The sequence below is a fragment of the Catellatospora aurea genome (genome assembly GCF_042663325.1).
Lineage (GTDB): Bacteria > Actinomycetota > Actinomycetes > Mycobacteriales > Micromonosporaceae > Catellatospora > Catellatospora aurea.
The window spans coordinates 1-12331 of sequence record NZ_JBHTAC010000083.1 but is presented as its reverse complement, the minus strand read 5'-3'; the positions used below and the strand labels follow the sequence as shown (position 1 = coordinate 12331).

10 protein-coding genes are annotated in these 12331 nt (G+C 72.0%); 3 read left to right on the top strand and 7 right to left on the bottom strand.

Annotation, left to right across the window (positions count from 1 at the left end):
- Positions 1-175: 175 nt before the first annotated feature.
- Positions 176-385 carry a hypothetical protein gene (locus ACFQO7_RS37325; protein WP_376810818.1) on the bottom strand — a complete coding sequence of 70 codons (210 nt, stop codon included), beginning with the start codon at positions 383-385 and terminating at the stop codon, positions 176-178.
- Between the two features lie 133 nt (positions 386-518).
- Here ACFQO7_RS37325 and ACFQO7_RS37320 point away from each other — a divergent pair, with 133 nt between their 5' ends.
- Together ACFQO7_RS37320 and ACFQO7_RS37315 are read left to right on the top strand one after the other, a co-directional pair.
- Entirely contained in the window at positions 519-1475 is a 957-nt protein-coding gene (locus ACFQO7_RS37320; protein WP_376810817.1) for an ATP-binding cassette domain-containing protein, read from the top strand.
- The gene (locus ACFQO7_RS37315) at positions 1472-2290 is read left to right on the top strand and encodes an ABC transporter permease (RefSeq protein WP_376810816.1); all 819 of its coding nucleotides are present in this window, start codon (positions 1472-1474) and stop codon (positions 2288-2290) included. The genes ACFQO7_RS37320 and ACFQO7_RS37315 overlap by 4 nt, the downstream gene beginning before the upstream one ends.
- Before the next feature lie 176 nt (positions 2291-2466).
- Here ACFQO7_RS37315 and ACFQO7_RS37310 read toward each other — a convergent pair whose 3' ends face one another.
- From ACFQO7_RS37310 to ACFQO7_RS37295, 4 genes are all read right to left on the bottom strand, one after another.
- Complete coding sequence (locus ACFQO7_RS37310) at positions 2467-5784, bottom strand: AfsR/SARP family transcriptional regulator (protein ID WP_376810815.1); 3318 nt, start codon at positions 5782-5784, stop codon at positions 2467-2469.
- 203 nt (positions 5785-5987) lie between these two features.
- Complete coding sequence (locus ACFQO7_RS37305; RefSeq protein ID WP_376810814.1) at positions 5988-7280, bottom strand: DUF1996 domain-containing protein; 1293 nt, start codon at positions 7278-7280, stop codon at positions 5988-5990.
- Positions 7281-7860: 580 nt separating this feature from the next.
- Complete coding sequence (locus tag ACFQO7_RS37300) at positions 7861-8433, bottom strand: hypothetical protein (protein ID WP_376810813.1); 573 nt, start codon at positions 8431-8433, stop codon at positions 7861-7863.
- Positions 8434-8625: 192 nt separating this feature from the next.
- On the bottom strand, positions 8626-9063 hold the full coding sequence (locus ACFQO7_RS37295) for a potassium channel family protein (RefSeq protein ID WP_376810812.1): 438 nt from the start codon (positions 9061-9063) through the stop codon (positions 8626-8628).
- A gap of 157 nt (positions 9064-9220) precedes the next feature.
- Between ACFQO7_RS37295 and ACFQO7_RS37290 the strand changes: the two genes are divergently transcribed.
- Positions 9221-9883: a hypothetical protein gene (locus ACFQO7_RS37290; protein WP_376810811.1), complete on the top strand. Its 663-nt coding sequence runs from the start codon at positions 9221-9223 to the stop codon at positions 9881-9883.
- Between the two features lie 119 nt (positions 9884-10002).
- Here ACFQO7_RS37290 and ACFQO7_RS37285 read toward each other — a convergent pair whose 3' ends face one another.
- Both ACFQO7_RS37285 and ACFQO7_RS37280 read right to left on the bottom strand, forming a co-directional pair.
- Positions 10003-11394 (bottom strand): GH1 family beta-glucosidase, encoded by a 1392-nt coding sequence (locus tag ACFQO7_RS37285; RefSeq protein WP_376810810.1) that lies wholly within the window; start codon positions 11392-11394, stop codon positions 10003-10005.
- Positions 11391-12287: a carbohydrate ABC transporter permease gene (locus ACFQO7_RS37280; RefSeq protein WP_360540522.1), complete on the bottom strand. Its 897-nt coding sequence runs from the start codon at positions 12285-12287 to the stop codon at positions 11391-11393. The genes ACFQO7_RS37285 and ACFQO7_RS37280 overlap by 4 nt, the downstream gene beginning before the upstream one ends.
- Positions 12288-12331: the final 44 nt, after the last annotated feature.

The window sequence follows — 12331 nt, the reverse complement described above, 5'->3', positions numbered from 1 at the left end:
GAGGCGTACGCCTCCTGACCGAACCGCCCCGGGCAGGGCCCTTTGGGTCGCTCGTGCCGCACTCCGCCACGCGGGCTGCTGCAGTTTCGGGGAAAGCGCACGAATCCGCGTGCTCATCCCTGCACTTTCCCCGAAACTGCAGGCCGATGTCGGCGGCGGCTCGAGGTCGGACGGGTCAGGCGGTGTGGGGGTCGTCGAGCATCGCGTGGTGGATGATCCAGCCGAAGGCGAGGACCTCTTCGCCGTGGAACTCCAGGCCAACGATGCGGCCGAAGAGGTGATCGAGCTGGGTGTCGCCCATGCGGTGCACCGCGCAGGCGATCCAGCCGGAGCGCGGCGAGGCGGGGGCGGACAGGAGGACGTGCTTGCCGCAACGGTGGGACATGGGCTGACCTCGGGGTTCGGGGGCTGTCGACGGTAGCACCGCGGCGGCGTGCCCCCAAGGTGTGCGCGGGCTGTGCGTGCCCTGACAGCGGCCCCGCCCACCCTGGTCGCGTGGACCAGGGAAGGAAAAGATCATGACCTACGCTTTCCAGGCCGAGGGCCTGGTCAAGCGGTACGGCAAGACCACCGCGCTGGCCGGCGTCGACCTCGCCGCCCGCCCCGGCACCGTGCTCGGCGTGCTCGGCCCCAACGGCGCCGGCAAGACCACGGCGGTACGTGTGCTCGCCACGCTGCTGCGCCCCGACGCGGGCCGGGCCGTGGTCGGCGGCTACGACGTGGTCCGCGACGCCGACCAGGTACGCCGCCGGATCGGCCTGACCGGCCAGTACGCCTCCGTCGACGACGACCTCACCGGCACCGAGAACCTCGTGCTCATCGGCCGCCTGATGGACCTGCGCACGGCCGACGCCCGGACCCGCGCCGCCGAGCTGCTGGCCCGGTTCGACCTCACCGAGGCGGCCGGCCGCCCCGCCCGCACCTACTCCGGCGGTATGCGCCGCCGCCTCGACCTGGCCGCGAGCCTGGTCGGCCACCCCAAGGTGATCTACCTCGACGAGCCGACGACCGGCCTCGACCCGGCCAAGCGCGACGACGTGTGGAACATGGTCCGCGCCCTGGTCGCCGACGGCACCACGGTCCTGCTGACCACGCAGTACCTGGAGGAGGCCGACGCGCTCGCCGACGAGATCACGGTGATGGACCACGGCCGCGTCATCGCCCACGACACCCCCGCCGACCTCAAACGCATCGTGGGCGGCCAGACCGTCGCCGCGCGCCCGGCCGACCCGGCCCGGCTCACCGACACCGAGCGCATCCTGCACGAGGTCTCCGGACACCGGCCCGAGTCCCCCAGCCGCGGCGTGCTCACCGTGCCGGTGCCCGACGACACCGCGTTCACCGAGGCGGTACGCCGCCTCGCCGCCGCGGGCGTGACCATGACCGAGCTGTCACTGCGCCTGCCCAGCCTCGACGAGGTCTTCCTCACCCTCACCGGCCACGGGGCCGACGGCCGTCAGGAGGCCGGCGCATGACCACCACCCTCACCCCGCCCGCCCCGGCCGTGCCCGCCACCGCCCCGGCCCGCCGCCCGTTCCGCCTGGTCCGGCACAGCCTCGCACTGGCCGTACGCAGCCTCACCAAGACCCGCCGCACCCCCGAGCAGCTGCTCGACGTGACCCTGCAACCGGTCATCTTCGTCGTCATCTTCGTGTACCTGCTGGGCGGCGCGGTCGCCGGTTCGCAGCACGCCTACCTGCAGTTCCTGCTGCCCGCGATCATGGTGCAGACGGCGATGTTCGCCTCGACGGCCATCGGCGTCAACCTCAACAGCGACATCAAGAAGGGCGTCTTCGACCGGTTCCGCAGCCTGCCCATCGCCCGCTCGGCCCCGCTCATCGGCGCGGTGGCCGGCGACGTGATCCGCTTCGTGGTGGCGATGGCGGTGCTGATCGGCTTCGGCAGCGCCCTGGGCTTCCGCTTCGGCAACGGCCTCCTGCTCGGTCTGGCCGCCTGCCTGCTCGTACTGGTCTTCTCGTTCTGCCTCAGCTGGACCTCGGTCCTGATCGGCATGCTGGTCCGCGAGCCGGGCGCGGTGCAGGGCATCTCCTTCCTGATCATGTTCCCGCTGACCTTCGGCACCAACATGATGGTCCCCACCGACACCCTGCCCGGCTGGCTCCAGGCCTGGGTCAAACTCAACCCCGTCACCGACGTCATGGCCGCCGCCCGCGGCCTCATGCTCGGCGGCCCCATCGCCGGCCCGGTCACCTCGACCCTGCTGTGGTCGCTGGCCCTACTCGCCGTCTTCGCCCCCCTCGCCGTCCGCGCCTACCGCCGCCGCACCTGACCCCGACGAAGGAAGGGCACCTTCTTAACGCTCCGCGTTGTAGAAGGTGCCCTTCCCATCGCGTGGGTCATCGGCCGCCGTCAGCACGACGCCGACCTAGATGATTTGTTGTCGTCCCAGCGACAACAAATCATCTAGGTCCGGCCGCACTCCGCGAAGCGATCGGCGGTCCCGGATCAGCACAGGTGGTGTGGGTCCACGGCGTCGAGGCAGGCGGCGCGGTCCAGGAGGCGGCCCTCGGTGAAAGGGGTGGTGAGGGACGTGTCGGCGGCGAGCCAGGCGGTCAGGCGCAGGACGTCGGGGCTGGCCAGGTCGCGGCTGCCGCGCAGCGCGTCGACCGCGCCGAGCACTCGCGCCGCTCGCACTCGGTCGCCCCGGGCCCGCCACACGTCGGCGACACCCACCCCGACCCGCGCCACCACGGGCATGTCCTTCACCGCCAGCGCACTCGCGTACGCCTCGACCAGGCAGGCGGCCGCCTCGTCGAAATTCCCGACCTCTACGGACAGGTGCGCCTGCGACGTCAGGATCAGCGAGCGGAACTGCGGCGACGCCATCACCGCGTCGGTGAGCTGCACCAGCGCCTGGCGGTACTGCCCACGGGCCGCGTCGAGGTCGCCCCGGTGCCGGGCCAGGTCACCGAGGCCGAGCCGGGCACCGCAGGCGTACCGGGTCGAGCCGTGCTCGGCGATCTCCCGCAGCACCTGCTCGGCGGCCTCGGTCTCGCCCCGGTGCCCCCGCACGATGGCCAGCCGTACCCGCTGGTGCTCCGTGTCGTCGGTGCCGGACAGCTCCCGGGCCAGCGCGATCGACTCCGTGATCGCGGCGACCGCGCCGTCGAAGTCGCCGCGGTTGGACTTGGCCTCGCCGAGGGCGGTCAGCGCCATGGACAGCCCGCCGCGCTCGCCCACCCGCCGGAACTCCTCGACCGCGGCGAGCAGGTCGGCGTACATGCCGTCGCCGTCGCCGTCGTTGTCGGCGATGAACGCCCGCGACATCCGCAGCATCGCGCGCACCCACGGATCGGGGTGGGCGAGCCGGCGTTCGATCGAGGCCAGGCCCGCTTCGGTGTCGTCGGTCAGCAGCGCGGTGACCGGCTCCAGCAGGGCCAGCAGCGGATGGTCCCAGGCCGGGTCTAGGCTGCTCGCGACCCGGCCGATCTCCTTGATCAGCTCGGTGCCGTCGCCGGGCTCGTCCGAACCCGCCTTGTTGATCAGGTAGAACGCCGAGGCGAGGGCGCGTTGCGGGCCGGGAGACTCACCGGGCACCGCGAGCGCCTGCCCGAGCCAGCTCGCGGCCTCGGCGTTCGCGCCGAGCACGGTCCAGTAGAGGCCGAGTCCGGCGACCAGCCGCACGGCCGTGTCGGCGTCGCCCGCGTCGACGGCGGCGTGCAGCGCGGCGAGTAGATTGTCACGTTCGGCGGACAGCAGGCCGATCCAGTGCAACTGCTCGGCCGTACGCAGGTGCGGTTCGGCCTGCTCGGCCAGGCCCAGGAAGTACGCCGTGTGCGCCGCTCGGACCCGGGGCAGCTCACCGGAGTCGGCGAGACGTTCGAGGCCGTACTCGCGGATGGTGTCGAGCATCCGGTAGCGGGGCTCGCCGTCGCCCGCGACCTGCAGCAGGGACTTGTCGACCAGTGCGTCGAGCAGGTCGCCGATCTCGTCGGCGGGCACCAGGCGGTCGGCGCACACCCCGGCCGCGCTGTCGCGGGTCGCCCCGGCCGGGAACACGGCGAGCCGTTCGGCGAGCACCCGTTCGGGTTCCAGCAGCAGGTCCCAGCTCCACGCGACGACCGCGCGCAGGGTGCGGTGGCGGGCCATCGCGGTGCGGCTGCCACCGGTCAGCAGGAGGAATCGGTCGCCGAGCCGGTCGGCCAGATGCGCCGGGGACATGTGCCGCAGCCGCGCGGCGGCCAGCTCGATGGCCAGCGGCATCCCGTCCAGGCGGCGGCAGATCTCGACCACGTCGGCGACGTTGTCGCCGGTCACCGTGAAGCCGGGCCGCACCGCGGCCGCGCGGTCGCGCAGCAACTGCACCACCGGGTACGCCAGGGCGCCGTCCACGTCCGCCGCCTGCTCGGGCAGGGCCAGCGGCGACACCGGGCACAGCGCTTCGCCGAGGATGTTCAGCGGCTCGCGGGTGGTGGCCAGCGCCCGCAGTCGGGGGCAGCGGGTGAGCAGCTCCTCGGCCAGCGCCGCGACGGGTTCGACCAGGTGCTCGCAGTTGTCCAGCACCAGCAGCACGTCCTCGGCGGACAGCGCGTCAACCAGCCGGGTCATCGCGTCACGGGGCAACGCGGGCTGCCCGTTGTCCAGGTACGCCGACTCGCGCAGGTCGAGCGCGCCGAGCAGCGCCTGGACCAGGGTCAGCGGGTCGGTGACGGGCGCGAGTTCGACCAGGCACACGCGCAGCGCGGGGTCGTCGGCGCGCTGCCGCGCGGCGGCGGTGATCGCGAGCCGGGTCTTGCCCGCGCCACCGGGCCCGACGAGCGTCACCAGGCGGCCGGCGGCCAGCAGCTGGGTGATCCGATCGAGTTCCTCGGCCCGGCCGACGAAGCTGGTCAGTGCGACCCGCAGGTTGTCCCGGCGTGACTGCGGACCCGACCCGGCGACGCCGAGCGGCGCAGCACCACCGGCGAGCGCGGCCGGGCAAGCCTCGCCGCGGGCAGGCGGGAACAGGGCGACGTCACCGCCCGCGAGTCCGGCAGAAGCTTGCACGGGCGGGGCGACCGTGCCACCCGCGAGTGCGGGCGGGATCCGCGCCGACGGTTCGTCGCGCAGCACCGCGAGCCGCAACCGCCGCAGGTCGGCCGAGGGGTCCACGCCGAGTTCGTCGGCGAGCCGGCAGCGGAAGTCCTCGTAGGCCGCCAGCGCGTCGGCGGTGCGTCCCGATGCGTGCAAAGCCCGGATCAGCAGGCCGCGCGGCCGTTCGCGCAGCGGCTGGTCGGCGGCCAGGCGTTCCAGCTCGGGCACGACCCGGTCGGGGGCGGCGACGGCGAGTTCCGCCTCGATCCGGTCCTCGGCCGCGAGCAGCCGCAGCTCCTCCCAGCGGGCGGCCGCCGCGACGGCGGACCCGGCATCGGCGACCTCGACGAGCGCGTCGCCGCGCCACAGCGCCGAGGCCTGTCCGAGCAGCCCGGCCGCTTCCTCGTACCGCCCCGCGGTCAGCGCGGCGCGCCCGCGCCGGGCCAGGTCCTCGAAGCGCAGCGCGTCGACGGCGTCGGGCGCGGTCTCCAGCCGGTAGCCGCCGGGACCGAAGCTGACCGTCCCCTCGGGCAGGGCCCGGCGCAGCCGGGAGACCAGGGTCTGCACCGCGTTGGCCGGGTCGGCGGGCAGCGCCTCGCCCCACAGCGCGTCGGCGAGCGCGCTGATCGGCACGGTGCGGCCCGCGTCGACGGCGAGCCGGATCAGCAGCGCGCGCAGCCGGGCCCCGGCCACCTCGACCGGCTGCCCGGCGAGGCTCACCTCCAGCGGCCCCAGGATCCCCACACGCACGCCGACCAGTGTTCCAGGCGGACGCTCGCCCCCTGATCCCACCGATCCCCGAGTGCCACCCACCACCTCGGCGCCCGGCAAGATCGCCGGACTTGCCGGGCAGGTGTGCGTATCTTGACCCGCGATACGCCCGGTTGCCGGGCAAGTCCGGCGATCTTGAAGCGGAGGCCGGCCCCGCCATGTCGGGGCCGGCCGTGGTGGGGTTACGGGAGCTGGTAGTTCGCGTTCAGCGCCGCGCCTCGACCCGGCTGGGTCTCGTCATAGCCGCGGGCGTTGCACTGCAGGCCACCGCGGATGCAGTGGTTGACCAGGGCGGCCTGCGTGGCCGGGTCCCAGGCGTTGAAGAAGTCGTAGTGGAACGAGTAGCCCCGCCCGCTCGACAGCCTCACCTGCGACATGTCCCCGCTGACCGGGAACGCCATCTTGAACTCGATCATCGGCAGCGCCACCGGGTGGCTGGCCGGGCAGACCAGGTTCACCGGGTACGCCATGTGGCTCTTGTGGTCGGGGGTGTCCAGGTAGAGGCCGTTCCAGCAGCTGGGGGCCTGGTAGCGGACGTTCACCTGGGTGCCGACCGGGCAGTAAGCCGGGAAGTCGGCGTTGTGGTAGCTCTCGCCGCACTCCCAGCCCTCGACCGAACCGAACATGAACTGGTCGGCCGTGGCGTTCGGGCTGCCGACGACGAAGCGCAGGCCCGGCGGGAACGGCCGGACGCTGGTGTAGTCGTTGACACCCGTCTTGTAGTAGATGACCTGCGGCCCGACCGGCGTGACGACCTGGTTGCCGTTGTACATCGTCGGCATCCAGTACCCGGACTTGTCGCCCGGGGCCACGCAGGTGGTGCCGCCGGCCTGCAGCGTGGACAGCGTGCTGGCCGCGTTGGTGGTGCGGTTGCCCATGAACGTGTGCATGTGCGACGCGCCGGGCAGGCCGGGGTAGACGATCGGGTCGTCGGGCCGGTCGTGGCTGAACCCGCAGTTGGCCTGGAACTCGTGGAAGTAGGCGTGCGGCGGGTTGTAGGTCGACGGTGTCACGCCGGTGACCTGCGGGTTCGCGAGCACGTACCCGGTGGCCGGCGGCGTGGTGCCGTTGTCGCCGTAGACCTGGAACTCCCACAGCGAGTAGCCGTAGCCGCCGTTGCGGGCGGTGCCGTACATCCGCACGTAGCGGCCGTTGCCCGTGACGTTGAGCGTCTGGGTGCCGCCGGTGCTGCTGGTGGTGCTGTAGATCGAGGTCCAGTTGCTGCCGTCGGCGGAGACCTGGATCTGGTACGCGGTCGCGTACGCGCCCTCCCACTGCAGCACCACCTGGGTGATCGCGGCGGTGGAACCGAGGTCGACGCGCAGCCACTGCGGGTCGCTGAACTGGCTGGACCAGCGGGTGGCGGGGTTGCCGTCGACGGCCGCGGTGGCGGGGGTGCCGCCGTTCTCGGTCGAGGACGCGGTGGCCGGCCTGCCTTGCGAGAGCAGGGTGACGGCCGCCTGGGCGGATTGCATGGGCACCACGGTGACCAGTGACGCCAGCAGGGCCGCAGCGGTTAGTCCCGCGAGCCTGGAGCGCCTCGGCCGGCTCTGGCCGATGGATGTCATCGAATCTCCCGGAGGGTGGGGGCTCGTCACACCGGGGCGGTGCGGCGAACCGGGACGGACGGTCCGCACCACGGGGCCGACGACGGGCATGGCGTCTCGACACCGCAGTACGATGGAGAGCGCTCTCCAACAGTGTTACGCCGCGCCCGCACATCCGTCAATGCGTCGTCCACTTTGCCCCATCAGTACCGCTCGCCGCACCGGGCGGAACACCCACCGAATCATGGTGTACGCCAGCGAAGCGCACCAGAAACCAGCAGAGAACAGTGTGATTCGGACCGATTCAGCGCAGGTATTGACGAGCGGCAACATCCGCGTAACATCTCCGCTGTGGAGAGCGCTCTCCATCGCCGGTGCCGCCCCTGGATCCGAGGCGGCGGCACCGGCGTCACGCACCGACGGCGGTCCTCGCAGACCGACGCCGGCGCCCGGAGAGCGCACGCCATGCGACGCGGACCCCTCCCGTCGCGGAGATCGCCGCTTCCGGTCAGGACCTGTCGGGCGCCCGCTGGTCCTGACCGGGCAGCGCGAGTTCCGTCCGCCGCCACGGACCCGAGCCGGGCACCCCGGCGGTGACCTCCAGCGCGTCGACGCTGTTCACGGCGAGCAACGCACTGCCGTCATCGAGGACCAGCTCCAGCCCGCCCAGCAGCCACGCCTCGATCAGGCCGCCATCGGGCACGGTGAGGCGGAAGTCGTGCTCCAGCACGCGCACCGCGGTGACCGTCGCACCGAGCAGCACCGCCAACTCGGGACGCCAGAGGTCGGCCCAGCCGACCTCCCGATCGGGGTCGTCCTGGTCGTCGGTGTCCGGCAGCGGGTCCGCGACCAGCTCGTCGCGGCTCACATAGAACCGGTCGAAACCCTCGGCGGCCAACTCCAGCCGCTCGCCCGCGAACTCCAGCAGTACAGGCAGCGTCGTGCACCGCTCGCCGTCGCCCAGGTAGCAGAGGCCGCGCATCCCGGTGAGCCTGCGCCCGACCAGCCAACGCAACCGGTCGCCGTGCGCGTCGAGCAGGCCCGCGACCGTGGTCACCGGCACCGGACGATAGCCCGCCATCCCCCACACCGGCGTGATGCTACCCGCGGCGTACTTGCTCGACCGTGACCATCGGCGACGTCGACGCCGACGCGGCTCCGGCACCCGGGCCGCAGGGCCGAGGCCCGTCGGCGGGCGACCGCCGCCAGGCAACCGCCGGCAGGCGACTGCCAGCAGGCGACCATCGGCAGCCGGCCCCCATCCGGGGCGCGGCTATCGGTGGCCGTTGCCTTCAGTGCGCGCCTCGACCGCGTCCAGCGCGGCGCCGGCGCGTTCGGCGTCGGCCGGGGCCAGCCGTTCCACGATCCTGCGGATCTCGCGGAGCTGGTTCTTGATCTCTTCCTGCTCCTCGTGCTGGAACGCGTCGTTGTCGACGATGAGCTTGCTCGCGAAGTGCGCCGTGATCAGCGGGATCACGAAGAGGATCATGACCGAGATCAGGACTCCGGCCATCACCCGGCCCTGCCAGGTCTCCGGGTAGGTGTCGCCGTAGCCCACGGTCGAGGCGGTCACCACGGACCACCAGAGCGCGTCGCCCAGGCTCTTCTCCTCCTCGACCAGCCAGTAGATGCAGCTGGACGCCACGATCAGCAGCAGGTAGCTGACGACCAGCGCCTTCGGCGAGTTGGTGAAGCGTTTGAGCAGGCTCACGGCACACATTGTGCAGGCGCGCGCAACACCGCGTCAGTGGCCGACCGGAGGGTCCGTGCGGCATCCGATCGGGTGGGCGCGAGGGCACGGAAATGTCGCCCCCGTCGATTAGAATGTGTGTACGAAAAATAATCGCTGAGCTGCGAACGGAGCCGACATGCCCACCCCTCAAGCGACCGTCGCCGACACCCCCGCCAAGCCTCTGCTGCCCTACGCCACGCTGCTGGCGTTCACCCGCTACGTGGACCGGTCGGGGCCCGCCAAGGCCGCCTTCGTCGGCAAGCTGCGCAAGCAGCGCGAGACCGGGCGCGGGTTCAACCCGCACAGCCGGCTCATCAAGGCGCTCAAGACCGACATCGACCAGCACACACCCGGCACCCACCTGGTCGAGGTCAACGACGTGGTCGATCCGCGCTGGCAGCGGCTCTACGCGTCGCTGACGGCGGGAGCGGCCAGCTACCTGACGTCCATCGAGGGGCAGGGCTGCCGGCTGACGCAGACCAACGACGCCCTCGCCATGATCGGCGACCTGCCGGTGCGCATCAGCGCCCACTTCGGGCTGCGCTACGAGGACGGCCGCAGCGAGGCGGTCCGGCTGCACTTCGACGAGGAGCCGCCCACCGCCGACCTGATCATGGCGACGCTGCACCTGCTGCGGTCGAACATGGACCAGATCCTGCCGCACGCCGAGCCGGTGCTGGTCGACGTGCGGCGGGGCATCGCCTACCGCAGCGAGCCCGGTAGGGACGCCGACGTGGACCGCTGGCTGACCGGGGAGGCGGCGGGCTTCGCCGCGATGTGGAACGTCCCGCAGCGCTGATCCGCACGCACGGCGCCCCGGCCCGCTGGTTCGCGGGCCGGGGCGTTCACGTGTGACGGTCGTCCCCCCACCGTCACCTGTGCTGAGCGCGACGGACGGCAGCGCTCAGACCAGGCCCGTCACAGGCCGTTGTCGCGGATGACCTGCGTGTACCAGCGGGCGCTGTCCTTGGGCACCCGGCGCTGGGTGTCGTAGTCGACGTAGACCAGGCCGAAGCGCTTGTCGTAGCCGTACGCCCACTCGAAGTTGTCCATCAGCGACCAGGCCAGGTAGCCGCGCACGTCGGCGCCCCGCTCGATCGCCTTGTGCACCGCCCGCAGGTGGCCGTCGAAGTACGCGATCCGGTCCGGGTCGGCGACCCGGTCGCCCTCCAGGATGTCGTGGTACGCCGAACCGTTCTCCGTGATCATCAGCGGGGTGCCCGGGTAGTCCCGGGACAGCCGGACCAGCGTGTCCGACAGGCCGGTCGCGTCGATCGGCCAGTCCATGCCGGTGACCGGCAGACCCTGCGGCGGGAAGTCGACACCCTCGCTGCCCGGGTAGTTCGCCTGGCCGACCGCGCCGACCTTGGCCCGCACCAGCGCCGGCTGGTAGTAGTTCACGCCCAGCAGGTCGATCGGCGTCGAGATGGTCTCCAGGTCGCCGTCGCGGATCGCGTCCGCGGCGCCGAAGCGCTCGAACAGCGGCAGGATGTCGGCCGGGTAGTGCCCGCGCAGCACCGGGTCCAGCCAGATCCGGTTCTGCAGGCCGTCGATGAGCCGGGCCGCGTCGCGGTCGTGCGCGTCGTGCGGGTTCTGCGGGTCGACCCGGGTCAGCACGTGCGTGATGGACAGCTCGCGCGCGCCGCCGGCCCGCAGCGCCTGCGCGGCCAGGCCGTGGCCCAGCAGCAGGTGGTGCGCGGCGAGGTAGGCGGCCTTCGGCTCGCGCCGCCCGGGGGCGTGGTCGCCGCTGGCGTACCCGAGGAAGGCCGAGCACCACGGCTCGTTCAGCGTCGTCCAGGTCGCCACCCGGTCCCCGAGCCGCGCGATGGTCGCCGCGGCCAGGTCGGCCAGGTAGTGCGCCGTGTCCCGGTTGGTCCAGCCGCCGTGGTCCTCGAGCACCTGCGGCAGGTCCCAGTGGTACAGCGTCACCATCGGTGCGATGCCGTTGGCCAGCAGCTCGTCCACGAGGCGGTCGTAGAAGTCGAGGCCGCGCGGGTTGACCGGGCCGGAGCCGTCGGGCTTGACGCGCGGCCACGCCACCGAGAACCGGTAGGTGCCCAGGCCCAGCTCCGACATGAGGCGGACGTCGTCGCGGTAGCGGTGGTAGTGGTCGCAGGCCACGTCACCGCTGTGGTTGCGAAACACCCGCCCCGGCTCGCGGGACATGGTGTCCCAGATCGACGGCATGCGCCCGTCCTCGGTCGCCGCCCCCTCGATCTGGTACGACGCGGTCGCCGCGCCCCAGCGGAATCCCTGGGGGAAGGACAGCCGCACGGGCGCGGCGATCTCCTGTGGCAGAACGCTGGTCATCCCTTGATCGCCCCTTGCATGATGCCTCCGATGATGTGCTTGCCCAGCGCCACGAAGACGATGAGCAACGGGACCGTCGCGATGATCGTTCCGGTGAGCGACAACGAGAAGTCCGTGATGTAACCGCTGGCCAGCGCCGACAGCGCGACCTGCACGGTCGGGTCCTCCGGGGTGAGCACGACCAGCGGCCAGAAGAAGTCGTTCCAGGCCGTCATGAACGTGAGCATGCCCAGCACCGCCGCCGCGGGCTTCGACACCGGCAGGACCACGTGCCAGAAGATGCGCAGCGTGGTGCAGCCGTCGGCACGGGCCGCCTCGATCAGCTCGGTCGGCACGGCCTCCCCGAGGTACTGCGTCATGAAGAACACGCCGAACGCGCTGACCAGGCCCGGCGCGATGACCGCGTACATGGTGCCGGTCCACTCGATCTTGGCCATGAGCATGTACAGCGGGATGATGCCGAGCTGCGTCGGGACCATCATCGTCGCGACGACCATGACCAGCAGCGCGTTGCGGCCCTTGAAGTTCAGCTTCGCGAACGCGAAGCCGGCCAGCGTGGAGAACAGCACCACGCTGAGCGTGATCGCGCCCGACACCATGAACGAGTTGGCCAGCGCCTTGGCGAAGTCGATCGTGCCGAAGGCCCGCTCGATGTTCTCGAACAGGTTCGGGCCCAGGCCGAGCGGTGGCGGGACCTGGCCCAGGATGCCGTTGTCGTGCGAGCCGACGACGAACGACCAGTACAGCGGAAACGCCGAGAACAGCGCCAGGCCGGTGAGGGCGAGGTAGGTGAGCTTGCCGGGACGGCGCTCCACGAAGCCCTTGTAGCGTCGCGACGGCGCGGGCGCGGCGGCCTCGGCGGCGCGGTCCGGACGGGTCAACGTGGTAGTCATCAGGACCTCCGCAGGCGGCTGGTCAGGAAGTAGTTGATCGCCGC

Excerpts from the sequence above, each read along its gene's own strand:
- ACFQO7_RS37320 (WP_376810817.1), top strand. The coding sequence starts at position 519 with ATGACCTACGCTTTCCAGGCCGAGGGCCTGGTCAAGCGGTACGGCAAG.
- ACFQO7_RS37315 (WP_376810816.1), top strand. The coding sequence starts at position 1,472 with ATGACCACCACCCTCACCCCGCCCGCCCCGGCCGTGCCCGCCACCGCC.
- ACFQO7_RS37290 (WP_376810811.1), top strand. The coding sequence starts at position 9,221 with ATGCCCACCCCTCAAGCGACCGTCGCCGACACCCCCGCCAAGCCTCTG.
- ACFQO7_RS37285 (WP_376810810.1), bottom strand. The coding sequence starts at position 11,394 with ATGACCAGCGTTCTGCCACAGGAGATCGCCGCGCCCGTGCGGCTGTCC.
- ACFQO7_RS37300 (WP_376810813.1), bottom strand. The coding sequence starts at position 8,433 with ATGGCGGGCTATCGTCCGGTGCCGGTGACCACGGTCGCGGGCCTGCTC.
- ACFQO7_RS37305 (WP_376810814.1), bottom strand. The coding sequence starts at position 7,280 with ATGCAATCCGCCCAGGCGGCCGTCACCCTGCTCTCGCAAGGCAGGCCG.
- ACFQO7_RS37280 (WP_360540522.1), bottom strand. The coding sequence starts at position 12,287 with ATGACTACCACGTTGACCCGTCCGGACCGCGCCGCCGAGGCCGCCGCG.
- ACFQO7_RS37325 (WP_376810818.1), bottom strand. The coding sequence starts at position 385 with ATGTCCCACCGTTGCGGCAAGCACGTCCTCCTGTCCGCCCCCGCCTCG.